Origin of the sequence: Sphingobium fluminis (assembly GCF_037723805.1) — a bacterium.
Lineage (GTDB): Bacteria > Pseudomonadota > Alphaproteobacteria > Sphingomonadales > Sphingomonadaceae > Sphingobium.
This window is the reverse complement of the sequence record NZ_JBBJUK010000004.1, coordinates 72,155-96,587: the sequence shown is the minus strand read 5'-3', so window position 1 is coordinate 96,587 and position 24,433 is coordinate 72,155. Positions and strand designations below refer to the sequence as shown.

Annotated in this window: 22 protein-coding genes, 1 tRNA gene and 2 pseudogenes; 16 read left to right on the top strand and 9 right to left on the bottom strand. The window is 62.8% G+C overall.

Annotated elements, in window-relative coordinates; all coding sequences use genetic code 11:
- The first annotated feature begins 6 nt into the window (after window positions 1-6).
- Entirely contained in the window at window positions 7-1,281 is a 1,275-nt protein-coding gene (locus tag WG907_RS12500) for a hypothetical protein (RefSeq protein WP_340233514.1), read from the top strand.
- A gap of 200 nt (window positions 1,282-1,481) precedes the next feature.
- On the top strand, window positions 1,482-2,765 hold the full coding sequence (locus tag WG907_RS12495) for a hypothetical protein (protein ID WP_445326813.1): 1,284 nt from the start codon (window positions 1,482-1,484) through the stop codon (window positions 2,763-2,765).
- Window positions 2,766-2,783: 18 nt separating this feature from the next.
- Here the strand turns inward: WG907_RS12495 and WG907_RS12490 are convergent, their stop codons facing one another.
- Entirely contained in the window at window positions 2,784-3,257 is a 474-nt protein-coding gene (locus tag WG907_RS12490) for an Lrp/AsnC family transcriptional regulator (protein WP_340233222.1), read from the bottom strand.
- 220 nt (window positions 3,258-3,477) lie between these two features.
- Between WG907_RS12490 and WG907_RS12485 the strand changes: the two genes are divergently transcribed.
- From WG907_RS12485 to WG907_RS18225, 4 genes and pseudogenes are all read left to right on the top strand, one after another.
- Window positions 3,478-5,205, top strand: coding sequence for a sensor histidine kinase (locus tag WG907_RS12485; RefSeq protein WP_340233511.1), 1,728 nt, complete (start codon window positions 3,478-3,480; stop codon window positions 5,203-5,205).
- A gap of 60 nt (window positions 5,206-5,265) precedes the next feature.
- Window positions 5,266-6,303 carry a polysaccharide deacetylase family protein gene (locus tag WG907_RS12480; RefSeq protein WP_340233220.1) on the top strand — a complete coding sequence of 346 codons (1,038 nt, stop codon included), beginning with the start codon at window positions 5,266-5,268 and terminating at the stop codon, window positions 6,301-6,303.
- Between the two features lie 25 nt (window positions 6,304-6,328).
- A tRNA-Ile gene (locus WG907_RS12475) sits at window positions 6,329-6,404 on the top strand.
- A 161-nt stretch (window positions 6,405-6,565) separates the two neighbouring features.
- Window positions 6,566-7,351: pseudogene (locus WG907_RS18225) on the top strand (tyrosine-type recombinase/integrase).
- 6 nt (window positions 7,352-7,357) lie between these two features.
- Here WG907_RS18225 and WG907_RS12465 read toward each other — a convergent pair.
- On the bottom strand, window positions 7,358-7,516 hold the full coding sequence (locus WG907_RS12465) for a hypothetical protein (RefSeq protein ID WP_340233217.1): 159 nt from the start codon (window positions 7,514-7,516) through the stop codon (window positions 7,358-7,360).
- A 142-nt stretch (window positions 7,517-7,658) separates the two neighbouring features.
- Here WG907_RS12465 and WG907_RS12460 point away from each other — a divergent pair, with 142 nt between their 5' ends.
- Window positions 7,659-8,420, top strand: a complete 762-nt coding sequence (locus tag WG907_RS12460; protein WP_340233215.1) for an SDR family NAD(P)-dependent oxidoreductase — start codon at window positions 7,659-7,661, stop codon at window positions 8,418-8,420.
- 184 nt (window positions 8,421-8,604) lie between these two features.
- On the opposite strand, the gene WG907_RS12455 is transcribed toward WG907_RS12460, so the two are convergent.
- Window positions 8,605-8,862 carry an IS66 family transposase gene (locus WG907_RS12455; protein WP_340233213.1) on the bottom strand — a complete coding sequence of 86 codons (258 nt, stop codon included), beginning with the start codon at window positions 8,860-8,862 and terminating at the stop codon, window positions 8,605-8,607.
- Window positions 8,863-9,148: 286 nt separating this feature from the next.
- On the opposite strand from WG907_RS12455, the gene WG907_RS12450 reads away from it, so the two are divergent.
- From WG907_RS12450 to WG907_RS12430, 5 genes are all read left to right on the top strand, one after another.
- Window positions 9,149-9,379, top strand: a complete 231-nt coding sequence (locus WG907_RS12450) for an alpha/beta hydrolase fold domain-containing protein (protein WP_340233211.1) — start codon at window positions 9,149-9,151, stop codon at window positions 9,377-9,379.
- A gap of 246 nt (window positions 9,380-9,625) precedes the next feature.
- Complete coding sequence (locus tag WG907_RS12445; RefSeq protein WP_340233209.1) at window positions 9,626-10,666, top strand: rod shape-determining protein; 1,041 nt, start codon at window positions 9,626-9,628, stop codon at window positions 10,664-10,666.
- A 188-nt stretch (window positions 10,667-10,854) separates the two neighbouring features.
- On the top strand, window positions 10,855-11,901 hold the full coding sequence (locus WG907_RS12440; protein ID WP_340233207.1) for a type III polyketide synthase: 1,047 nt from the start codon (window positions 10,855-10,857) through the stop codon (window positions 11,899-11,901).
- Window positions 11,898-12,590, top strand: a complete 693-nt coding sequence (locus tag WG907_RS12435; RefSeq protein ID WP_340233205.1) for a methyltransferase domain-containing protein — start codon at window positions 11,898-11,900, stop codon at window positions 12,588-12,590. Before WG907_RS12440 ends, WG907_RS12435 begins: the two co-directional genes overlap by 4 nt.
- Window positions 12,581-13,672, top strand: coding sequence for an NAD(P)/FAD-dependent oxidoreductase (locus tag WG907_RS12430; protein ID WP_340233203.1), 1,092 nt, complete (start codon window positions 12,581-12,583; stop codon window positions 13,670-13,672). Before WG907_RS12435 ends, WG907_RS12430 begins: the two co-directional genes overlap by 10 nt.
- 183 nt (window positions 13,673-13,855) lie before the next feature.
- Here the strand turns inward: WG907_RS12430 and WG907_RS12425 are convergent, their stop codons facing one another.
- Window positions 13,856-15,040, bottom strand: coding sequence for an acetyl-CoA C-acyltransferase (locus WG907_RS12425; RefSeq protein WP_340233201.1), 1,185 nt, complete (start codon window positions 15,038-15,040; stop codon window positions 13,856-13,858).
- A gap of 13 nt (window positions 15,041-15,053) precedes the next feature.
- Window positions 15,054-15,689 (bottom strand): TetR/AcrR family transcriptional regulator, encoded by a 636-nt coding sequence (locus tag WG907_RS12420; RefSeq protein WP_340233199.1) that lies wholly within the window; start codon window positions 15,687-15,689, stop codon window positions 15,054-15,056.
- Window positions 15,690-15,776: 87 nt separating this feature from the next.
- On the opposite strand from WG907_RS12420, the gene WG907_RS12415 reads away from it, so the two are divergent.
- Entirely contained in the window at window positions 15,777-15,911 is a 135-nt protein-coding gene (locus WG907_RS12415; protein ID WP_340233197.1) for a glutathione S-transferase family protein, read from the top strand.
- An 8-nt stretch (window positions 15,912-15,919) separates the two neighbouring features.
- Here WG907_RS12415 and WG907_RS12410 read toward each other — a convergent pair whose 3' ends face one another.
- Genes WG907_RS12410 through WG907_RS12400 form a run of 3 tightly spaced genes read right to left on the bottom strand, consistent with a single transcriptional unit; the run spans window position 15,920 to window position 20,548 of the window.
- Window positions 15,920-17,797, bottom strand: coding sequence for an acetyl/propionyl/methylcrotonyl-CoA carboxylase subunit alpha (locus tag WG907_RS12410; protein WP_340233195.1), 1,878 nt, complete (start codon window positions 17,795-17,797; stop codon window positions 15,920-15,922).
- Window positions 17,798-17,810: 13 nt separating this feature from the next.
- On the bottom strand, window positions 17,811-19,406 hold the full coding sequence (locus WG907_RS12405) for a carboxyl transferase domain-containing protein (RefSeq protein ID WP_340233193.1): 1,596 nt from the start codon (window positions 19,404-19,406) through the stop codon (window positions 17,811-17,813).
- Complete coding sequence (locus tag WG907_RS12400) at window positions 19,403-20,548, bottom strand: isovaleryl-CoA dehydrogenase (RefSeq protein ID WP_340233191.1); 1,146 nt, start codon at window positions 20,546-20,548, stop codon at window positions 19,403-19,405. The genes WG907_RS12405 and WG907_RS12400 overlap by 4 nt, the downstream gene beginning before the upstream one ends.
- 94 nt (window positions 20,549-20,642) lie before the next feature.
- Between WG907_RS12400 and WG907_RS12395 the strand changes: the two genes are divergently transcribed.
- From WG907_RS12395 to WG907_RS12385, 3 genes are all read left to right on the top strand, one after another.
- A complete protein-coding gene (locus WG907_RS12395) occupies window positions 20,643-21,557 on the top strand; it encodes a LysR family transcriptional regulator (RefSeq protein ID WP_340233190.1) in 915 nt (304 codons plus the stop codon).
- A 292-nt stretch (window positions 21,558-21,849) separates the two neighbouring features.
- Complete coding sequence (gene rsgA / locus WG907_RS12390) at window positions 21,850-22,716, top strand: ribosome small subunit-dependent GTPase A (protein ID WP_445326812.1); 867 nt, start codon at window positions 21,850-21,852, stop codon at window positions 22,714-22,716.
- Window positions 22,717-22,827: 111 nt separating this feature from the next.
- Window positions 22,828-23,499 carry a glutathione S-transferase family protein gene (locus WG907_RS12385; protein ID WP_340233187.1) on the top strand — a complete coding sequence of 224 codons (672 nt, stop codon included), beginning with the start codon at window positions 22,828-22,830 and terminating at the stop codon, window positions 23,497-23,499.
- 60 nt (window positions 23,500-23,559) lie between these two features.
- On the opposite strand, the pseudogene WG907_RS12380 reads toward WG907_RS12385, so the two are convergent.
- Window positions 23,560-24,370: pseudogene (locus WG907_RS12380) on the bottom strand (MBL fold metallo-hydrolase).
- Window positions 24,371-24,433 lie beyond the last annotated feature (63 nt).

Here is a 24,433-nt window from a genome sequence, read left to right as displayed (position 1 = left end):
TGGATGATGCGTTTCGTTACCCCTGTCGCGCTTGCTTTGACCTTGGCCCTTACGAGCGGCGTCGTCGCCGCGCCCGCGTTCGCGGCAAAGAAGGAAAAGGCCGAGAGCGCACCCAAGCTCAACGTCTCGCCAGCGGTCATCAAGCCCTTACAGGCAGCGCAGGCGGCGATGGCGAAGAATGATTTCGCCACCGCCAAGGCGTCGATCGCAGAGGCCGAGGCGCTCGCCAAGTCGCCCGACGATCGTTATCAGGTAAATGCGGTAAGGCTGAACCTGTCGATCAGCACCAAAGACCCGGCGTTGCAGGGCGACGCGCTGCGCGCGATGCTCGACTCCGGTCTCGTGCCCGCTGGTCAGGTCGGACAGTTCTCCGGGATTGTGGCCGAATCCGATCTTGCCGCGAAAAATTATGACTCGGCGCTTGCGCGTGCCCAGACCGCGCTCAAGGCGGGTTATATGCCTCAGGCGGTCAATGTCACGATCGCCCAGGCCTATTTCGGCAAGGCTGGAACCGGCAACATGAACGTCGAACCCGGCCGCACCAACACCGTCAACGGGCTCGCCGCGCTCAAGGCCGCAATCGAATCATCCAAGGCTGCAGGCCAGGCCGTTCCAGCCCAATGGTACAAGATCGGCGTTTCCCGCGCGGCGGCCGCGAAGAGCCCGGACATGGGCGAGTGGGCACGGCTCGCCTATCAGGCAGAACCGAGCGGCGAAAACCTGCGCACGCTGATCCGCATTTTCCAGCAGGGTAATCCGAATATTTCAACGCGCGAAAATCTGGACGTGCTTCGGCTCATGGCCGCGTCCGGTGGACTTGTCCTTGCGGGGGACTATCTCGAATATGCCGAGACAGCGTCGCGCCTGGGCATTTATGGCGAGGTGAAGACGGCTATCGATTCGGGTCGGAGCAAGGGCGTACTCAACGCCTCGCAGGGTAGTGATTTCTACCAGCCGGCGGTTGCCCGGATCGCCGGCGACAAGAGCACGCTGGGCGCTGCCGAAGCGGACTCGCGCAAGGGCGCCAATGGCAAGATCGCTGCGGCCACGGCCGACGCCCAGATGGGCTATGGCAATTATGCCAAGGCGTCCGAACTGTTCGCACTCGCTCTGCAAAAGGGCGGTGTGGATGCCGATGAAGTGAATACGCGCCTTGGGATCGCCAAGGCGCTGGGCGGTGACGTGGCCGGTGCAAAGGCGGCTTTTGGCGCGGTGCAGGCCGGCGCGCGCAAGCAGATCGCAGGGCTGTGGCTGACCTATCTCGCCACCAAGGGGGCATGATGTCCCGGCGCGTCGTTCATGGGAACGACGCGCCGCCGCGCGGGCGCTGGTGTATGACGGCGCTCGTCCTGTCTCACTAGTCATTGATTTACCGCGATTTTCGAGCAAGTAAGTGGTTTCAACTGCTCCGAAAACGCTCTATCCTGCTGACAGTCAAGAGCCGTCGGTTGCACCGGTCGGATAAGGGGAGGCCGTTGGCCATGCGCGTGCGTTTCACATTTTTTTCGGGCATGTCCGTTGCCGCGGCGGTGGCGGCCAGCGCGGTAGTGATGTCGCCAATGCCCGCCGACGCGAAGAAAGCGGCCAGCGGCACCCCGGTGGAAATGTCGGACAGCTTTCGCGCGACCTTGGCTACTGCCCGGAGCGCGATCAGGGCGGGTGACATGGGCGCCGCCCGGGCGTCTGTCGCGGCTTTGACGCCCGCGACGGATTTTGAGGTCTATGCCGCGGCCGGCGCGCGATTCGAACTGGCGACCCAGCGGCGCGACATTCAGGCCCAGCGCGTCGCGCTGAGCGATATTTTCAAGAGCAGCGCCGTGCCCCGTTCGGACGCGCCCCGCCTGCGTTACCTTGCGGCGCTGTTTTCCTACATGGTCGGCAATTATGACGATACGCTCGCTCAACTCGCCTATGCCCGTACGCTCGGCTATGACGATATCGACGCCACGCTCCTGTCCGCCGACACCTATATCCGCAAGAACCGCCCAAAGGAGGCACGGCCGATCGTGGACGCCGCGCTCGCGCGGCAACGGGCGCTGGGGCAGCCGATCTCGGCAGCCTGGTATGATCGGGCGATCTCGATGGCCTATTCGTCGGGTGATTGGGATGCGGTGGGGGCGTTATATCGTGAACGACTGGCCCATTATTCTTCCGCGCCAGAGTGGCGATCGGCGCTTGTGAACACGCTTTCCACGCCCGGCGTGGACACGCAGATCCAGCTCGATCTCTATCGCTTGCAGGCCGCCAATGGCGCCATGGCGAGCGAACGCGATTATCAGGCCTATGCAACGCTGGCTGAAAAAGCCGGTTACAGCGCGGAATCGAAAGCGATTATCGAAGCAGGCCGTGCCGCAGGAAAGTTGACGGCGACGCAGCCGGTCACGGCGCAATTGCTCAAAAATGTCGCGCCAAAGGCGACCAAGGAGATCGCGGCGTTACCGGCACAGGCAAAGAAGGCCGATGCGGCAAACAAGGGCGATGCCGCGCTGAAGGTCGCCGACAGCTATTTTTCGCTCGCACAGTTTCCCAAGGCGGCGGAATATTATCGCCTTGCGCTGGCCAAGGGTGGAGTCAAGGCGGCGCATGCCAATGCGCGGCTTGGCGTGGCGCTGGCGCGTTCGGGCGATTTGGCGGGTGGCAGTTCGGCATTGGCGGCGGCGGATGGCGAATGGGCCAATGTCGCCGGGTTCTGGTCCGTGTGGGTCGCGCAGCAAAGCCGGAAGGTCGCCCTCCGCTCGCCGGTCGAACGGCCCATCTACAGTTAAGGACGGCTGGCGCTGCTATCAGCGGGGAAGGGGAACGCCCGGCAAATTTTTGGACGTCCGAATGGTCAGCGATGTCTTGACGCTGACCACATTGGGCGCGGGCGTCAGCTTCGATGTCAGAAACTGCTGAAAGCTTTGCAGGTCGCGCGCAACGACCTTCAGGATGAAATCGATTTCGCCGTTCAGCATATGGCATTCGCGCACTTCGGGGAGCGCCGCGATATGATCCTCGAATGCCTTGAGGTCCCCCTCCGCCTGGCTTTTTAGGCTGACCATCGCATATACGGTGATGGTGAAGCCAAGCATCGCCGGATCGACGACGGCATGATAGGACGTGATGGCGCCGGCGTCTTCCAGCGCGCGGACGCGCCGAAGGCAGGGAGGCGCGGTAAGCCCGACCTTGCGCGCCAGTTCGACATTGGTCATCCGGCCGTCATCCTGCAACTCGCTGAGAATCTGCAGATCGATATCGTCGATATTTGGCCCCGCCATTATTCGATTATTTCCATTCCTATCGGTTGCCCCGCATTATAATAATATTTCAAGGCAATGCAATTGTCCCACTATGCGACGATCGAAGCTGGATCGCCTTGGTGGCCCTTTCCCTTTGCGCATTGACCCCTTATCGGTAGGTCGCGACAGTATCGGTGGCGCGATCAAGGTCAGCGACGGCGATGCCAATGGGGATTTTTGGGTGCGTTTCAACGATCTCATGCAGACGGTGCTGGCGGCCGAAGACAGAAGCGGTCTGGGTGCCGTGACGCTGTGGCGTCAATGCGTGGATCTGCTGGCGCAGCATGACCGGCATGATCGCGCATCGCTGTTGCCCGAGGACCGTAACAGGCTGGTACAGCGGCTTGCCGACCTGCGCCCGAAATTGTCGGAAACCCAGCGGATCGCCACGGTCGTGGAACTGGGGCGGCAATTGCGGTCGCCGGCCCTCGTGCAATTTTTTGCCAACGACCGGCCTTCCATAGCCGCTGCGGCCATTGCGCGTGCGCAACTGCCCGATGCCTTGTGGATCGAATTGCTGCCCCATCTGACGCCGACCGCGCGGGGCGTATTGCGCGGGCGGCGGGATATCGGGTCGGGCGCTCGCCAGGCGCTGGAGGCGTTCGGCGCGACGGACCTTGTCCTGACGACCGACCCGCAGATGGGCGAAGCGAGCGATATGCTGCTGACGCCGGATATGGCGGTCCCCGATAATGAGGGCGACATCGTGCGGCTGGACATCGCAAAGCCGGCCATTCCGGTCGATGCAGCGCCGCCGCCGCCCGCTGGCGGCGGCCAGAACCAGATCCGAAATCTCGTCGACCGCATCGAGCGGTTTACAAACGGCCGGCGTCCGCCCGGGGAAGCCGTTCCGCATGTTTCACCTGTAGCTGTTGCGCCGCGCGCTTTCACGTTCGAAACCGACGCTTCGGGATCCCTTATCTGGGTGGAGGACGCGCCGCGCGCCGCGTTGATCGGGCTGACCCTTGGCGAAGTGGCCATCGAGGGCGGCAGTGGCCCGGACGGTCATGTCGCCGGCGCCTTTGCCCGGCGGAGCGGATTTCAGAACGGGCGCTTCGCGATCGTCGGGGGCGTGATGGACGGGGAATGGCGGATGTCCGCGACCCCCTTTTTCGATCCGCGCTCCGGTCGGTTCGAAGGGTATCGTGGCCAGGCGCGCCGGCCGCATCTGCATGAAGTTGCAGCGACGCCTCCGTCCGAATCCGTCGGCATCACCGGTCTTTCGGCGGACTCGTTACGACAGCTGGTCCATGAATTGCGCACCCCGCTCAACGCCATTTTAGGCTTTGCGGAGATTATCGAACAGCAGTTGTTCGGCGAAGCGGGGCCGGAATATCGCGACATGGCAGGCCGGATCGCGACCGATGCCCGTCATTTGCTGACGGCCTTCGACGATCTGGACCTTGCGGCGCGCGTGTCGCGCGGAGACGATCAAGGAACGCCCAGCTTGCTCGATCCTGCTCTGCTGGTCACTCATGTCGTAACGCGCTTCGGCCAGCAGGATAACGCAGACCACACGCCGATCGACATTGCGATCGCCCCCAACCTGCCATCGGTCAACATTGATCCGGTCCAGGGCGAGCGGATGGTTCAGCATCTGATCCGCACCTTGATATCCGTGTCGTCGGCGGGGGAAGGGTTGCACGGCGCCTGCTGGTTTCAGCCGGACGGGGGGCGTGGGCGGGTGGTCCTTGCGATCGATCGCCCCGCAAGCCTCGTCGGTATGGAAGAGGCGCAATTGCTGGACCCGGGATATACGCCGGAGGGAGACTGGGCGGACGGGCCGCTGCTGGGCCTCGGTTTTTCGCTGCGGCTGATCCGCAGTCTGGCGACGGGCGCGGGCGGCGCGCTCGATATCGAAACAGGCCGTTTCCTGCTCGCCATTCCCGCCGCTCAAAAGACCGAGGACGCGGCGGGTCGCGCCTGACTAAGCCACAGGGATGGAAAGGCAACCCTATGGCAATCATTTTAGCCTAGGCCCATGGGCATGACCGCCCCCATCCATGACGGCAACCTTCTGCAAGCGCCCGCAGCCGACGATATGATCGCGCTCGATCCGGACTTCGGCACGCGCTTCATGCTGTTCGTCGACACCGAAGAAGAGTTCGACTGGAACGCGCCGTTCAGTCGATCCGGTCATGGCGTGACCGCCCTGGACGGGATGGCCCGCGGGCAGCGCTATTTTGCGCGGGCGGGCGTCAGGCCCGTCTATGTCACCGATTACCCGGTTCTGGAGAGCGATGCCGCCGCCGACATGATGGGGGGCTGGGCCGCCGCTGGCGAAGCGCATATCGGCGCGCATCTCCATCCCTGGGTCAATCCCCCCCATGTCGAAAAGGTCTCCGCCGCGAACAGCTATGTCGGATCTCTTCCCGAAGCCGTCGAGCGTGACAAACTGGCTGCGCTGAGTTCGCGCATCGCGGAGCGCTTTGGCCAACGTCCGGTCGTCTATCGCGCGGGCCGGTATGGCGTTGGCGCCAACAGCGCCCGCCTGCTCGAAGAGGCGGGGTTCCGCCTCGATAGTTCGGTGCGAAGCGGCTTTGATTACAGCCAGCAATATGGGCCGGATTTCCAGGGGTTGCCGCAAACCCCCTACTGGGCCGGACCGACACGATCGCTGGTCGAACTGCCGCTATCCACCGCCTTTGTGGGGCTGCTGCGCGGCGGCGGCGAGCGGCTCTATCGAGCGGCGCAGGGCATGGGGCCGCTGGCGGGCGCTCTGGCGCGCTCTCGCATGCTCAGCCGGGTGCCGCTAACGCCCGAAGGCGTGCCGGCGCGCGACGCCATCAGGGCCATCGACGCATTGATTGAGGAGGGCGTGCGAGTCCTCAATTTCAGTTTCCATTCGCCAACGCTCGCGCCGGGGCATACGCCCTATGTGCGCGATGAAGCGGACCGGACGGACTTTTACAACTGGTGGGACGAAGTGCTGAACCATCTCGCGCGGCGGAACGTGATATCCGCAAGCATCGACCAGCTTCTTGGCGCGATACCCGCACGCGGCCGGGCTTGCCAAGCGGCCTGATGCTCCCTATTCCGCGCCTAGGGTGGGGCCTGTAGCTCAACGGTTAGAGCTGGCCGCTCATAACGGCTAGGTTGCGGGTTCGATTCCTGCCGGGCCCACCAAATCTTTCCATCATAGCGTACATCTGCTATCAATAAACCTTGGATAACAAGGGATTATTGGACGATGTTAGATCAACACCTCTCATAAGAGATCAGGACTTCTCGACGAATCTGGGGGTATTTTTGGGGGTATCGGCGGCCGATTTGGGGGTATTTTCTCCATGGCTCTCACCATCAACGAAATTAAAAACGCCAAGCCTGCGAAGCGCGATTACAAGCTCACTGATTCCAGTGGCTTGTTTCTTCTGGTCACGATGGCTGGCGCCAAGTCCTGGCGCTTCAAATATCGATTTGGCGACCGGGAGCGGCTACTCACGTTCGGGCGCTATCCCGATCTTGGATTAGTGGCCGCGCGCGAGGCGCATCAGGAAGCGAGAAAGCTCCTTGCAGCCGGCAAAGATCCAGCGACGGAAAAGAAGAAGGCGAAGCTTGCGAAAGTCGCGGCTTCCCGGGCAACTTTCCGCAAGATTGCTGACGAATGGTTCGCTGACCAGCGTCCGATCTGGTCACTTTCCAACGCCAAGCGTGTGCGCCATCGGTTGGAAAAGGACCTGTATCCAGTCTTCGGCAATCTGCCGATAGGAGAAATAGAAAGTTAGACGATCTTGCGCGCCCTGCGCAAAATCGAGGCCCGGGGTTCCATTGAAACGGCCAAGCGCGTCCGAGGCTATGTTCGTTCCATATTCCTGCGCGCCAAGGGGGAAGGCTACGTCTCACATCCTGTCCTGATGGAAATAGACGAGATCAAGGATGCTCTCAAGCCGGCGCGGCGTGGGTCGAAACAGCCTGCGTTTACAGACGTTGCCGAACTTTTGGAATTCCAAAAATGCGTAGATCGTTCGACATCGAACGTTCTGACTAAGCTTGCTTCTCGACTTCTTACCCTAAGCCGCGCCCTTTGCCAGTGCCAGGTGGTCGCGATCACCAGAGGATACGGCCGAATTTGATTGAACTCAGAACCAGCCAGCCTGCTTCTGGGCTATCAGCATCATGGTGGAATGTCGGTAAAGGGTCACGAATTGCTGGAACGGAAATTCGAGATCGACAATATACGGATCCTCGACCACCGGATCCATCAACTGATTGATATCAAACCGCCCTTCACTCATCATCGCACTCTCCTTTGGGTTGTCTTTTGCTGTGGTTGACTCATCTTGGCATGGCACTGATCTGGCATTAACTTCATCTGGACGTTGGCGGCAGCGCTCCGCTGATGAGCAGCGAAAACCGAATTGCATAACGGGGAGGTCGAATTTGACATACAATCTCGAAGGTCGCTCTATTCTTGTCACCGGCGGTGCCAGCGGAATCGGGCGCTCTGTCGCCATACTGAGTGGAGAGGCGGGGGCCGCGGTTACGGTAACCGACCTGGACCCGGACCGTGGCAACGCCGTTGTCGACGAGATCGGACGCAAGGGCGGGCAGGCGCAATTCGTCCGGTTGGACGTCACCCAGGAGGCGCAGCACCATGCTGCGGTAGCGGCAGCGGTGAAGGCGTTCGGCAAGCTCGACGGATCGTGCAACGCCGCGGGCATGTCATTCGAAGGGCGGCCAGTGCATGAAATCAATCCGGATTACTGGGACAAGCTTTACGCCATCAATGTTCGCGGCGTCTTTTTCTCCTTTCGCGCGCAGGTTCCGGCGATGCTGGAGGCCGGCAAGGGCTCGATCGTGAATATTGCATCGACATCCGCCATGGCCCCGTTTCCGAATGCCGCCGAATATTGCTCGTCAAAAGGAGCGGTCGTCACGGCCAGCCGGGCCGCGGCGCTCGACTATGCCAAGAGCGGCATTCGCGTGAATGCCATTCTTCCCGGAGCAACACGCACGCCGATGCTGCAGGGGGAGATGGACAAGTATGACGGCCTGGAGGAGATGATGATAGCCGACTGCCCTCAGGGCCGACTGGGCCACCCCGATGAAATCGCCTTTGCGGTTCGCTGGCTGCTATCCGACGAAGCCAGCTTCGTGACCGGGAGCGCGATGGTGGTCGATGGCGGATTGTCGGTACCCTGACACTGCACGGGTCGGCCAAACTTCATGGCAGCTTGACCGGCCAGAGTAGTTTCCCGAGGGGCCTGGGCCTCTTCGGGACACTTGGCGATCGTCAATCGTCGAACCAATACCGCCTCAAACCCCGAAGACCTCTGCCACGTGAGCTGTGTCCATATATTCGCGCAGCTTCGTGATCTTGCCGGAATCATCGAACTCGAACAGGAAGTGATAGAAATTCTCGTATGTCTTGCCGTCGGCCGTGATGCCATGGCTCCGGGGCTTCGACCTCCTCGAACATCAGCCGCAGCTGGGCGATATCCATTTTCTCGGAGCTGCGGCCGAACTGGACGCGCAGCAGCCGCGCGACACGATGCTCGAGCTTTTCGATCCGCAAGGTCTGGGCTTTTACGGTGGCTTGCGCCACCGTCAGTTCGGCCCGTTCCTGCTCCATGACATCGGCCATCTCCAGCAGCATTTTCTGCAGGAGAACCGGCGCCGCGTGCGCTGTTCGAACTACTCAATGGTCGCGGACGTGAGCGTCCGATCCGTTCGGGTGAGACTGTTAAGATCGTGACCTATTCGGATCGCCGATGAACTGCACGATGTGTATGACTAACGGCCAGTGACACTGCCTCGGCTAAGCGCCACTACAAAGGGGCGTTTCGCTGAATGGCTACACCTTAAACGACACCTTGAAACAGGTGCCGCCATCGGGTCGGTGACCGCTGGGGGCCGACGCCGATCCGACCTTGAGACGTGGGCCTACGGAGCAGACGATGGCGGCTTATGTCGGAAGCGCTGACCCAGCGAACTGGCGTTCGTCTCCATTGCTAGCGTCCTTCCACAGCGATCTGCACCCGGCGCTGATCGTCGTCCTGGACGTGGACCCGCTGCATGACGAAGCGCTCCTTTATGCAGAGAAGCTGAAGGGCGCGGGCGTTACCGCGCACGTCATGCTGTTCGACTACACCGATCTTTAAAGCGGGGGTGCCGGGCGGACTATGCGGGGGGCCATAATTGGTCGCGCCCGGCACAGGATCAACGGGTTGGCCTCCGACTGGTTCCGTAGCATCGTTTGCAGTCGCCGCTGCCTTTGATCAAAACTCCTGCGAGCTCGGCAAAAGGCCGGACTGACGAGGAAAGCATTGAACCTTCATGCGGCGTGCGCGATAAGGTGGGCGATGTGCGCCTCGCCGCCCTAATTCCCGATCCACACAAGGTAGCTGATGAAGATAAGACGGCTGTTTGCGTCCTCTGGCCATGACATGGCGATCGACCTTGGAACGGTGAATACGGTGGTCCATGTGCGCGATCGGGGGATCGTGCTCAACGAACCGTCGGTCATCGCGATCGAAACGGTCGCGGGCGTGCGTCGAGTCAAGGTCGTCGGCAACGAGGCGAAGCTCATGATGGGCAAAACGCCGGCCAATATCCAGGCGATCCGGCCCCTGCGCGACGGCGTGATCGCCGACATCGATGTGGCCGAACAGATGATCAAGCATTTCATGGCGAAGGCCCTGGGGAAGACAGGCCGGTTCAGCCGCCGTCATGAGGTGGTCATTTGCGTGCCTTCCGGCTCGACCATGGTCGAGCGCCGCGCGATCCGGGTCGCCACCATGAATGCCGGCGCATCCCGGGTTCAGTTGATCGACGAGCCGATGGCGGCCGCGATCGGTGCGGGCTTGCCAGTCACGGAGCCCCGTGGCGCGATGGTCGTGGACATTGGCGGGGGCACCACCGAGGTCGCCGTGCTGTCGCTGCGCGGCATCGCGTACAGCAACTCGGTCCGTGTAGGCGGGGACCGGCTGGACGAGGCCATCGCGTCCCATATCCGCCGCCATCATAACCTTATGATCGGCGAAATGACGGCCGAGCGCGTCAAACATGCTATCGGCTCGGCGGTGGTGCCCGACGATGACGGGCGCATCATCAGCGTCAAGGGGCGCGACCTGGTGAACGGCCGGCCGGCGGAGATCAGGATTACCGAGGCGGAGATCGCCGAAGCCCTGAGCGATGGCGTCGGCCAGATCAAGGCGGCGGTGATGGCTGCGCTCGAACAGACCGCGCCGGAGCTTTCCGCCGATATCATCGAAGAAGGCATCACCCTGACGGGCGGCGGTGCTTTGCTCGCGCGCTTTGACGAGGCCTTGTCGGAGCGGACAGGCCTTCCGGTCAAGGTGGCGGGCAACGCGCTGATCTGCGTCGCGATGGGAGCGGGCAGGGCGCTCGAGGAAAGCGCCTATGAAGGCGTGCTGACGGCCGGATAGGGCGGCCCAAAGGCGAGCGGCGCATACTCGCACCCCTCTCTCGATCCGTGGTTTGGGCCGATGCTGGTCGCAACATTCGCCCCCGCACTTCGTTATCCCTTGCAGCGCGCCGATGAGTTCGGCCTACGGGTTGATTCGTCGGCGTGCCATGACCACCCTTCTCCAGGTCATGCCATCGAGGAAAATATGTGTCGCTCACGCCCTGCATCAAAGCCATCTCGACCGCAACGCCGCCCCATGACGTCCATCACGCCTTCATCGACTGGGCCGGACGCCAACTGACAGACGAGCGCGAACGAGCGCTGTTCGCGCGGCTGGTGGACCGTGCCCGGATCGACCATCGCTGGAGCGTCATGCCGCCCGAGGCGATCGATCAGAGCACCGGCGCTTTCTATGATGCGAAGGCGTGGCCCGGAACGGCGCAGCGCATGGCCATCTATGCGCGCGAAGCGCCGGCGCTGGCCGAACAGGCGGTTCGCGGGCTGGGATCGCTCGATGGCGTGACTCATCTGGTGGTCGCGAGCTGTACGGGATTCGTGGCGCCTGGCGTCGACCAGTTGCTGGCGAAACGCCTGGGGCTCGCGGCAGATGTCGAGCGGGTGCTTATCGGGTTCATGGGCTGTTACGCGGCGATAGCTGCGCTGAGGACTGCCTACCATATCATACGGTCCCAGCCGCACGCCAACGTGCTTGTCGTCACGGTCGAACTAAGTTCTCTGCATCTGCAAAAATCGGGCGATCTCGAAACGCTGCTCGCCATGCTGCTCTTCGCCGACGGCGCGGCAGCAGCTTTGGTCAGCGCCCGCCCGGCTGGTCTCGAAATCGACGCGCCATTTTCCATCGCCCTGGACGACAGCAGCGATCTTATCACCTGGACAGTCACCGATACCGGCTTTGCGATGGGCTTGTCGGGAAAGGTGCCGGCCCGGGTCGCAGGCGCGCTGGCCGATCCCGATATTCGCAAACGAATCGGCGCGGACGAAGGAATGGGCGGATGGGCCGTTCATGGCGGCGGCCGCTCCATTCTGGATGCGGTGGAGCGCGGATTCGATCTGCCCTTGGAGGCGCTTATGGACTCCCGCGCCATTTTGCGGGATTTCGGCAATATGAGTTCGGCGACGATCATGTTCGTGCTTGCCCGCATTCTGGCCCGCGATCGTCCCCAGACTGGCGTGGCGCTGGCCTTCGGACCGGGCCTCGCGATCGAAGGCTTTCACTATCGAACGCCGCGATGACCGACCTGGCCCAACGTGCCGTGGCGCTGGAGCAGATGGATGCGCCGGACCTGCCGGCCGATGTCTATGCCGATGTGCTGCGCGATCTTAGCCGGGTCAATATGTGGACGATGGCATCCCGTCCAACGCTCGATTTTCTCGATCGCGCAGCCAGACCCGGCGCCCGGCTGCGCATCCTCGATGTCGGCTTCGGGGCTGGCGATATGCTGCGCAGGATCAGCCGGTGGAGCGATCGGCGCGCAATCCCGACCGATCTCGTCGGGATCGATCTCAATCCCCGGTCCGCCGCCGTCGCCCGCAGTGCGACCGGCCCGGATCACAGCATCGATTTCCGCACCGGCGACTACGCGGATTTGCGAGGCGAGCGCTGGGACATCATCCTTTCCAGTCTGGTCGCGCACCATATGACGCATCAGCAACTGGTCGATTTTCTGCGCTTCATGGACGATGAGGCGGAACGGGGCTGGCTGGTCAACGACCTGATGCGGCATCGCTTCGCCCACATGGCTTATCCGGTCCTTGCGGGATTGATGCGATGGCATCCGATCGTCCGGCAGGACGGGACACTGTCGATTGCACGGTCCTATCGCCCGGGTGAATGGCCCTCGATCCTGGCCGAAGCGGGGGTCAAGGGCGCGCGCATATTCCGCGCCTTTCCCTTTCGTCTGTGCGTCGAACGATGCCGTTGATCGTCGGGGGAGGACCGGCCGGGGCGGCGGCGGGGATCCGACTGGCGCAAAGCGGCATGCGCCCGGTGATCGTCGAGCGTACTGCCGAGCCGGCCGATATGCTGTGCGGCGGGTTTCTGAGTTGGAACAGCGTCGAAATTCTCCGCGATTGCGGGGTAGATCCGATGGCGCTGGGCGCGCACGCCCTTCACCGCGCCCGTATCTTTGCGGGAGGTCGTGCCGTCGCCATGATGTTGCCGGCTGCGTCGGCCGGCCTTTCGCGCCAAAGTCTGGATAAGGCGCTGCTCGATCGCGCAGCGCGCGCGGGCGTGGAAATCCGTCGCGGTGTCACCGTCCGGTCGATCGAAGGCGGATCGGTGCGTTATGCCGACGGCACGGTCGAATCGCCTGACCATCTGATCCTGGCCACCGGCAAGCACGACGTTCGCGGTTGCGCCCGTCCGGTCGTTTCGAATGATCCGTCGGTTGGCTTGCGCTGGCGCTTCCGGGCCGGCGCGCGACTGGCCGATGCGGTCGGCGACGCGATCGAACTTCACCTGTTCCGGCATGGCTATGCCGGGCTGGTCATGCAGGAGGAGGGGGCCGCCAATCTGTGCCTTGCGGTGCGGCGCAGCGCCTTCGTCGCTGCCGGGCAAAGCGCCGATGCGATGCTGGCGACGATTCTCGCCCAATCTGCGACGCTTGGCGATCGGCTGGCAGGCGAAAGCCTGGGGCCGGCTCAGGCGATCGCCAATATTCCTTATGGCTGGCGCGCGCGCGATCGGGACGCGATGCTCTACCGGGTCGGCGATCAGCTGGGGGTCATTCCCTCGCTTGCAGGGGAAGGCGTCGGGATCGCGCTGGCAACGGGCATGCGGGCCGCCGACGCGATCATTGCCGGCATGGACCCGCAAACATATCAGGACCGGACTTCCCGAAGAATCGGCCTGCCTATAGCCTGTGCTAGCCTGATCTGGTCCATCTTCGAAAGGCCCGACCTCGCCCGTCTGGCGATGCCCGTCCTCACTCGCATACCCGGAATGGCGACCGCGGCCTTGCGCTGGACTCGCATTGGGGCCGTTCCGGCAAAAAGTCCGTCCTAATTTATCTTCGGCGGGCCAGGATCGGCCTGGTTCCGGCGAGCCCGCCCCACAGCGACGGCGGGTAGCGCACTGGGCTGCTCATTTGGTGCCATCCGGATTGCGGCCGTAGCGCCGCCCAGTCCCGAAGCGCCGCCCGTCACGATGGCACCGAGTCCGCCAATATCCATGTCGATCCTGTCCTGATCAGTTGAGTTCGATAGCCATGGCGGTCGCTTCGCCGCCGCCGATGCACAGTGAAGCGACGCCGCGCTTTAGTCCCCGATTCTGAAGCGCCGCGATCAACGTGGCGAGAATGCGAGCGCCGCTGGCGCCGATCGGGTGGCCAAGGGCGGTGGCGCCCCCATTGACGTTGAGCTTTTCCATGGGAATGCCCAAATCCTTCGCGGCAATCATCGCCACGACGGCAAAGGCTTCATTGACTTCGAACAGGTCGATATCGTCCACGCTCCATCCGGCCTTGTCCATGACCTTGCGCATGGCCGGCACGGGCGCGGTGGTGAAGAGGCCGGGTTCATGTGCGTGAGCGGCGGTAGCGATCACGCGCGCGACAGCCGAAAGTCCGAGCCCGTCGGCAACGCTCTGCCGCGTCATTACGAGCGCGGCGGCGCCATCCGAAATGGACGAGGCATTGGCAGCGGTGATCGTTCCGTCGGCGACGAATGCAGGCTTGAGTGATGGGATCTTGTCGGGCTTCGCCTTGCCGGGTTGTTCGTCCGTGTCGACGATCGCCTCGCCGCCGCGCCCCGAAACGGTCACCGGCGCGATCTCCCGGACAAAGGCGCCGCTCTTTATCGCTTCATTGGCGCGCGCCAGCGAGCGGATCGCATAATCATCTTGCTCGGCGCGGGTGAACTGGTAATTGCGCACGGCATCCTCGGCAAAGACGCCCATCGCCTTGCCCGGACTATAGGCATCCTCCAGCCCATCCATCATCATCGTATCGATGATCCGGTCATGGCCGATGCGCGCGCCCGATCGATGCTTGGGAAGAGCGTAGGGTGCATTCGTCATGCTTTCCATGCCCCCTGCAACGATGATATCGGCAGTACCGGCCGCGAGCGCCTCGGCCGCCATGATGGCCGCCTGCATACCCGATCCGCACATCTTGTTGACGGTGGTAGCCTCTACCGATCGGGCAAGGCCCGCGCCCAGCGCCGCCTGCCGCGCCGGTGCCTGGCCAAGCCCGGCGGGGAGCACGCATCCCATATAGATCCGATCGATCGCGTCGGTGGCGACACCTGCCCGCTCGACCGCCGCTTTCACCGCCACTGCGCCCAGATCGGTCGCTTTCAGCGCGGAAAGTGCGCCCTGAAACCCCCCGATGGGGGTGCGCGCATAGCCAAGGATGACGACGGGATCATTCTGCATATTCAACTTCCTTTCAGGCCGGTGCGGCGATCTGGTTATGGCTCATGCCCTTGGCCGAGGTCGGCTGCGGACGGGTTCTTGTTTCATGCCTGCTTTGGAGCGGGGCGGGCAGGGGCTGGAATGTCGGCAGAAGCCCTGCCGCGCGATAACTGTCGACGAGCGAGTCATAGAGCGTCACGTCCGCCCGGCTCCGGGCCATGAGATGCGCGCAGACGAGCGCCGCGAAGATGGCTCGCGCCTTGGCGTCACCGCTTTCCATTCCTGTTGCGGCGAGGCGCTCGCTCAACCACATGATGTGGACGTCGGCAAATATTTGAACCTCGGTCTTCACCTCGTCGGGAAGATCGTCATATTCAGCCGCCATGAAGCTGCCCAGGCACATGCGGTTCTCGTTTTCCAGCGCGATCCGGAACATGCGAGGATATTGGCGCAGGCATTCTGCCGGATCGGGCGTTTCGGCCGACAACGCTTCAAGAGCCCCCGCCGCGTCCTCCCGGTAGCGCCTCGCCACTGCCACACCCAAATCCGCCTTGGCGGGAAAATGATAATGGACGCTGGCCGCCTTGATACCGACGACTGTCGCCAGGTCACGGAAGTTCAATCGGCTATAACCGCGCGACTGCCCGATGCCGCCAGCGTCTATTTTCATCACGCGACGCCGGGGCTCGGCGCGGACGTTGAACGATATCGGAACGCGCAATGGGGCCAGTATCAGCGCGAAAAGGCGCTTCGCGGAATGCATTATTTCAGCGCCCTGCTGGAACGTCAGCCGTTCGTGGCTGGCGATAGCTTCTCCATGGCCGAGTATGCGCGGATGCAGGAGCGACCAAGCGTGAAAAACCGCGTGACAATGTCGGATTCCGCTGGCTGAGCCGGACATCAGCCGGCCTCGGCCTGTTGCTCGATGCGGATCAGCATCACGCCTTCGGCCACTTGCGAGCCTGCCTGCGCCTTCAACTCGGCGACAACGCCGTCGAATGGCGCAAACAGCGCCTGCTCCATCTTCATCGCCTCAAGCACCAGCAGCTTTTGACCTCTGGCAACGATCGCGCCTTCTTCCACATCGACGCTGACGATGCGGCCGGGCATGGGCGACAGTATCGCGCCATCGGAAGGGCCATGACCCCCGCCTGCATGATCGGCGCGCGGGAGGCTGAACGGCCACGCTTGCCCGTCCAGGAAAAGCAGCATTTCGCCTTCCACTTCGGCGACACTGGCGGGCAACGCCGCCCCGTCAAGCGTCACGTCATGCGTCACCCCGGCAATGTCGACCTGCATTCTGAAATCGGGATCGCCATTGGCCCTGAAGCCGGTCAGCGCCGTCCACGGATCGCGGCCCACCGTGGGCAGCAATGCGCGCGCGACCGCCTGCAACACCGGCTCGCCCGGATCGGCGGAGGGGATGAGCCGTTCGGCATGGCGTTCGATAAAGCCGGTGTCGACGCGGCCAGCCGTGAAATCGGCGTTGGCGGCGGCCCGCGCCAGAAATGCAGCATTCGTCCTTACCGGCCACACTTCGACCGAAGCGGCGGCACGGGCGAGTTTTGCAGCAGCGGCACGACGGCTGGGCGCGTGGACGATGAGCTTGGCGATCATCGGATCGTAGAAGGGGGTGACCTCGCCGCCTTCCTCCACACCGGTATCGACGCGGATGTCGGCGGGCAGCCTCAGGCGGTGCAACGGCCCCGTAGAGGGGAGAAAGCCGGTAACCGGGTTCTCCGCGTAAAGACGTGCTTCCATGGCCCAGCCATTGATGGCGAGATCTTCCTGCCGCAGCGGCAATGGTTCCCCGGAAGCGACGCGCAACTGCCACTCCACCAGATCCTGCCCGGTGATCGCCTCGGTGACCGGATGCTCGACTTGAAGGCGCGTATTCATTTCCATGAACCAGATGCGATCCGCGCGGAGCCCCTCGGACGCGTCGGCGATGAACTCGATCGTGCCCGCGCCGACATAGTCGACGGCCCGCGCCGCTTTGACGGCCGCCGCGCAGATCGCAGCGCGCGTTGCATCGTCCATTCCCGGCGCGGGCGCTTCCTCGATGACTTTCTGGTGGCGGCGCTGGAGCGAGCAATCGCGTTCGAACAGGTGGACGACATCGCCGAAACTGTCGCCGAATATCTGCACCTCGATATGGCGGGGCCCAAGGATATATTTCTCGATCAGCACGCGATCGTCGCCGAACGAGGCTGCCGCCTCGCGCCGGCAGCTATCGAGCGCATCGGCAAAGGCTTCGGCGGTATCGACCCGGCGCATCCCCTTGCCACCGCCGCCGGCAACGGCCTTGATGAGAACGGGATAGCCGATCGCGTCGGCTTCGGACTGGAGGCGCGCCGGGCCTTGATCCTCCCCCATATAGCCGGGGGTCACGGGCACGCCGGCGGCGAGCATCAACTGCTTGGCCGCGTCCTTGAGGCCCATGGCGCGGATCGAGGAGGGCGGCGCCCCGACCCATATCAGGCCAGCCGCCTGAACGGCTTCGGCAAACTCGGCATTTTCCGACAGAAAACCATAGCCAGGGTGGATCGCCGCCGCGCCCGTCGCCTTGGCGGCCGCCAGGATCTTGCCCTGATCGAGATAGGATTCACGCGCCGACGCCGGACCGATGCAGACGGCTTCGTCGGCCTCGGTGACGAAGGGCATTGCGGCATCGACGTCCGAATGCACCGCGATCGTGCGCACGCCGAGCATCCGGGCCGTGCGGATGATGCGTCGGGCGATCTCGCCGCGATTGGCGATCAGAAGGGATTCGATCATGCCGGCAACTCCATCACATCCGGAAAATGCCGAAGCGCGGATGCTCCGGGATCGGCGCGTTCAGCGTGGCGGCAAAGGCGAGGCCCAGCACATCGCGGGTCTGCACCGGGTCGATGATCCCGTCATCCCATAGCCGCGCGGTCGCGTGATAGGGGTTGCCTTCGTCTTCGTAACGCTGGCGGATCGGGTCCTTGAATGCCGCTTCCTCCTCGGCTGTCCATGAGTCTGCATCGCGATGGACGGTCGCCAGCACGGACGCTGCCTGCTCGCCGCCCATCACACTGATCCGGCTGTTGGGCCAGCTGAACAGAAACCGAGGGCTGTAGGCGCGCCCGCACATGCCGTAATTGCCGGCGCCGAAACTGCCGCCGATCAGCACGGTGATCTTGGGGACGCTGGCCGTCGCCACCGCCGTCACCAGCTTCGCGCCATTTTTGGCGATGCCTTCCGCCTCATATTTCCCGCCGACCATGAAGCCCGAGATATTTTGCAGGAAGAGCAGGGGCACGCGGCGCTGGCAGGCGAGTTCGATGAAATGCGCGCCCTTGAGCGCGCTTTCGGAAAACAGCACGCCATTATTGGCGAGGATCGCCACCGGCATCCCCCATATCCGCGCGAATCCGCAAACCAGCGTCGTGCCGTAAAGCGCCTTGAACTCATGAAAGTCGGACGCGTCGACGATCCGCCCGATCACCTCTCGCACGTCATAGGGCGCCCGAACATCGGTCGGCACGATGCCGTACAGTTCCTGCGGATCGAGCCTCGGCGGGCGTGGATCGCTCAGGTCGATGTCGACCGTCTTGACGCTGTTCAGCCGGCCGACGATCTCGCGCACGATCAGCAGCGCATGTTCGTCATTTTCGGCGACATGATCGACGACGCCGGACCTGCGACCATGCGTTTCCGCCCCGCCCAGTTCCTCGGCTGAAATCACCTCGCCCGTCGCCGCCTTCACCAGCGGCGGCCCCGCAAGGAAAATCGTGCCTTGATTGCGTACAATAACGGACTCATCGGACATGGCGGGGACATAAGCGCCGCCCGCCGTACAACTGCCCATCACGCAGGCGATCTGGGGAATGCCCTCGGCCGACATCTGCGCCTGATTGTAGAATATCCGGCCGAAATGATCGCGATCGGGAAAAACCTCGGCCTGATGGGGCAGGTTCGCCCCGCCGCTGTCGACAAGGTAGATGCATGACAGCCGGTTCTGCTGCGCGATCTCCTGCGCGCGCAGATGCTTCTTCACCGTCATCGGAAAATAGGCGCCGCCCTTTACCGTCGGGTCATTGGCGACGATCATGACCTCGCGACCCGAAACGCGGCCGATCCCGGCAACGACGCCCGCTCCGGGCGCTCCACCGTCATACATGTCGTTCGCCGCAAGCGCACCGACTTCGAGGAAGGGCGAGCCCGGATCGAGCAGCCGATGCACCCGATCGCGCGGGAGCAGCTTGCCGCGCGCGACATGCCGGTCACGCGACGCTGCCGTCCCGCCCAGTGCGGACGTCGCGATCCGCGCGCGCAGATCCTCGGCCAGAGCGCGATTATGCGCCGCATTGGCGCGGAAGCTCTCTCCGGCCGGATCGATCATCGTTCCAAGCGTCGTCATGCTCCGATCAACTCCCGGCCGATGAGCATCCGTCGGATTTCGTTGGTGCCAGCGCCGATATCGAGCAATTTGGCGTCACGCAGGAAGCGTTCGACCGGCCAATCCTTGGTATAGCCCGCACCGCCGAGCGCCTGGATCGCCTCCAATGAGACCTTCACCGCATTCTCGCTCGCCAGCAGGATCGCGCCGGCCGCGTCGAAGCGGGTCGTCTTGCCAGCGTCGCAGGCGCGCGCGACGGCATAGACATAGGCCCGCGCCGAATTGAGCGCGACATACATATCCGCCACCTTGGCCTGCATCAGCTGAAATGCGCCGATCGGCTGGCCGAACTGCTTGCGCTCGCGCATGTAGGGCAACACCACGTCGAGGCACGCCTGCATGATGCCCAGCTGGATGCCGGACAGAACCGTGCGTTCGTAATCGAGGCCGGACATCAGCACGCCGACCCCGCCATTGACCGGCCCCATCACATTCTCTTGCGGAACTTCGCAATCGTCGAACACCAGTTCAGCCGTCGGTGATCCGCGCATTCCCATCTTGTCGATCTTCTGCCCGATCGAAAAGCCTGGCATGTCCTTTTCGATAATGAAGGTGGTAATGCCCCTCGATCCTTCGCCGGTCCTGGCATAGACCACCAGCGTGTCCGCATAAGCGGCGTTGGTGATCCAGAATTTGGTGCCGTTGAGGACATAGCGATCCCCCTTCCGATCGGCGCGCAGCTTCATACCGACGACGTCCGAGCCAGCCCCGGCTTCCGACATGGCAAGCGAGCCGACATGCTCCCCGGTGATCAGCTTGGGCAGATATTTGCGCTTCTGTTCTTCATTGGCCCAGCGGCGAAGCTGGTTGACGCAAAGATTGCTGTGCGCGCCATAGCTGAGGCCGATCGATGCGGATGCGCGCGCCACTTCTTCCTGTGCCACGACATGTTCGAGATAGCCGAGCCCAAGGCCCCCAAACTCTTCCTCGACGGTGATCCCATGCAGGCCGAGCGCACCCATTTCGGGCCACAATTCACGGGGGAACCAGTCTTCCGCGTCGATACGCGCGGCGAGCGGCGCAATATGATCCATGGCGAAACGCGCGGTCGAAGCGCGAATGGTGTCCGCCATTTCTCCCAGGGCGAAATCGAAATCGGCCATGCACCACTCCTGAAAATATTCTCGCGGCAGCATTAGCGCAATCATCGTCGCGATGAAAATTGATATTCCCACCGGCATATTATAGATGCTGTCTATGATCGATCGATACACTCTCCGCTATTTCCTGGCCGTGATCGACTCGGGCAATTTTTCCAAGGCGGCAGCGCAATGCAATGTGTCGCAACCGACCCTGTCGGTGGGGATCGCCAAGATGGAGCGCGAACTGGGACAGCCGCTGTTCCATCGCACCAATCGCCGGGTCGAACTGACCACGGCGGGCGCGCGTTTCGCCAATCATGCGCGCCGGATTGAGGCCGAGTTCGCCCATGCCGAACATGCCGTCCGTGAAACAGCGCCGCATTCCATCCTGCGCCTCGGCGTACTGGCCACGATCCCCGCACCATGGATTGAGGCATGGATCGAACGGCTCGCGCGTGAGCACGACCATCTGCCGGTGGAAATCGTCGAAGGCCGCGAGCGCGACCTGATCGAGCGACTGGCGCGCAGCCGGATCGATGTCGCTCTGACGATCATCCGGTCCGACAATGATCGCTTCGCAGCGGAAACATTATTCACCGAAGGCTATTCGCTGGCGATGGCATCGACTCACAAGCTGGCCGGCAGGCTTGTCGTCGCAGCCGAGGAACTGGCCGACAATCCCATGATCGTTCGCCGACAGTGCGAGCTTCTGTCCGACACCAGCCGGCACTTCACCGCTCGCGGGGTGCGCCCCTTTTTCCCCGCCCGCACGCTCAGCGACGAGCGCGCCATGGGATATGTCCGCACGGGGCTGGGCGTAACGATCATGCCCGACTGTTTCCGGTCGGAAGGCGTCGTCCGTCCCAAACTGGCGGACTTCCACTTCAGCCGCGACATCGGCCTTCTGTTTGGACAGCATATCGACCGGACCGGAGTGCGTGGCGGGGCAGTCGTTTCGACGCTCGTCGCCAGCCTGGAAAGCTCCCGAGCCCTCCGTCCCCCGGCTCCGGCACTTCTTGGACAGTCATGATGGCATGAACCATTGGCCGTTCGCAAGTCGGCATCCAACCCGGCCCAAGGCCAAGAAATATGACTCATGCCCCGCTATAGGGCATGAGGTGGAAGCAACGAACCCGCGACGGATCAACATGACCCTTCAATATCAGACTTTGGACGATCTGGGCTGGCGACCATTTTTCAGTGCGCAAATTTCGGGATACGACGAAATCGGATGTCAGCCTGTCCGGGTGATGGCGGTTCATCGCGGCAAGATAATCGTCGCGGGGGCGGGGGCGGGGGCAACCCATTCCATAGAACCTCCCATGTCCGAAACGGGCGCGGCGGAAGACCGTCCTACGGTGGGCGACTGGCTGATGATCGACGGGCAGACGCTGGAAGTCCGGCGGCTTCTCGAGCGCCAAAATCTCTTCAAACGGCGCGCACCGGGCCCCGATCAGAAAACGCAGCTGATCGCGGCCAATGTCGACACGCTCTTCATCGTGGCCTCCTGCAATCAGGATTTCAGCGAGGCGCGGCTGGAGCGATACCTGATTCTGGCTCGTGAGGTCGGCGTGAGGCCGGTCGTCGTCCTGACCAAGACGGACCTGACCGACAGGCTGGAAACATTCGTCGCCGCAGCGCGCGACCTGGAGCAGGGGCTGTTGGTGGAAGCCGTCGACGGCCGCGATCCCGCCAGTGTCGCGGGCCTTGCTATCTGGTGCGGCAGGGGGCAGACCGTCGCGCTCCTCGGGTCATCGGGCGTCGGCAAATCGACGCTCGTCAACACGCTTCGGGGGTCCGACAGCATTGCCACGCAGGCGATCCGCAAGGGGGACGACACCGGACGCCATACGACCACAGTCCGGGAGATGCACCGGCTGGACCGCGGAGGCTGGCTCCTCGACACGCCCGGCATGCGCGAACTGCAACTGACGGATGCGGCGTCGGGCATTGCCGAGGTTTTCGACGACATCGTCGGGATGGCGGAGCATTGCCGCTTTTCCAATTGCGCGCACGAGGTCGAACCGGGTTGCGCCGTCAGGGCGGCCCTTGCCGATGGAACGATCACGCCGGGCCGGCTGGATCGATGGCGCAGACTGGTGGCCGAGGAAAGCTACAACAGCGCGACGCCGTCGGAACGTCGCGCACTCGACCGCATCTCGGGGCCTGCCTCCGGCAAACGGAAATGATCGGCAAACTACCTGCCGCCAGGTCGGACGGCCAGTCAGGTCTACCGGTGAAACGGGTTTTGGCTGGGAAATGACGACTTTCTGGTGCATCATATCGCCTGGAGCTTCATGATGACCGTCACGATCACCGCATTCGCTCACTCTCCCGATCGCGGCAGGGGCCTGGCGCGCGACATGCGGGTACGCTGGGCGCTCGAGGAGGTTGGACAACCCTATGATGTCCATCTTGTTTCCTTCGAAGAGATGAAACAGCCAGCCTACCGAAAACTTCAGCCCTTCGGACAAATCCCTGCCTATCTGGATGGGGATCTCGTCCTGTTCGAATCAGGCGCGATCCTGCTCCACATCGCGCAGCATCATGCAGGACTGCTACCCGATGATCAGGATGCTCGGGCAAGGGCGATCGCCTGGATGTTCGCCGCGCTCAACACGGTCGAGCCGCCGATCGTGGAACGCTCGATGGCGGTTCTGCTGGATGGCGAAAAAAGCTGGTATGCCGATCGCATGCCCGTCCTCGACGATCGGGTTCATGCCCGGTTGAGGGAATTGTCCGACCGGCTCGGCGATGCCGAATGGCTCGACCGAGCGTTTAGCGTTGGGGACCTGTTGATGGTGACTGTGCTGCGCAGGTTGGGTAGTTCCAACATGCTGCAACATTATCCCGCTCTTGCCGCCTATGTCGCTCGCGGCGAAGCGCGCCCGGCCTATCAGCGCGCCTTTGCCGATCAACTGGCGGTATTCAAGGCCACACATAAGGCTGCCGACCAAGGTCGGCGCTCATAGTCCTCTGGCCGGCGCGAATGTTGGCCTGACTGATGTCACGTGATGCCGGGTAGGCGGTAATCAGAGCTGGTTCAAAGGGATTTTCAGATAGACGACGCCATTATCCTGCGGAGCGGGAAAATGGCACGCACGCATATTGACCTGAACGGACGGCAAAATCAGACGCGGCATAGCGAGCGTTCGGTCGCGGCTTTCACGCATCTCGACAACGTCCTCTTCACTCACGCCGTGGCGCGCATGCACATTTGCACGGCGCTGGTCCCAACGGTCGTTTCCCAGGCATATTGGTCTCGGCCAGCTGGCAGATAATCATGGCACATGAACAGTCGCGTTTCTGAGGGAAGGTTGAGCAGCCGCCGAAGAGAGCGAAACAAGGTTCGTGCGTCACCGCCGGGGAAGTCTACGGACCGTACCATAGTGAGGCATGAACATGGTATCGCCCACCAAGGCCGCGTCGCCCATGACATAGGCGGCGCAGGCAGGCGTATGTCCCGGCACATGCAATAGGGTGACGGGCACGCTCGCGATAGCGAAGCCGTCGCTATCATCCCACAAATGATCGAAGTCGGCCGTGGCGTCGGAACTCACCGCCTATTAGACAGGTCGCCGAAAGTTTGCTGTACATCGCAGATATGAGAGCCGATCGCGATTTTTCCGCCCAGCTTCTGTTGAAGGTAAGGAGCGGCCGACAGATGATCGGCGTGGGTATGTGTTTCCAGGTGCCATTCGACCGTCAGGCCTTTTCCCGCGCGTAAGCGATGATCAGGTCGGCGCCATGCGCTTCCGTGCGACCCGAAGCGGCATCATAGGTCAGGACGCTGTCGATGATGGCCGCTTTGCGCGCCTCGTGATCATGAACGACATATGTCACGGTAAAGGTTTGAGAATCGAAAAATGCTCTAACGGCAAGTAGGTCCCGTGATGCGGCAAAAAA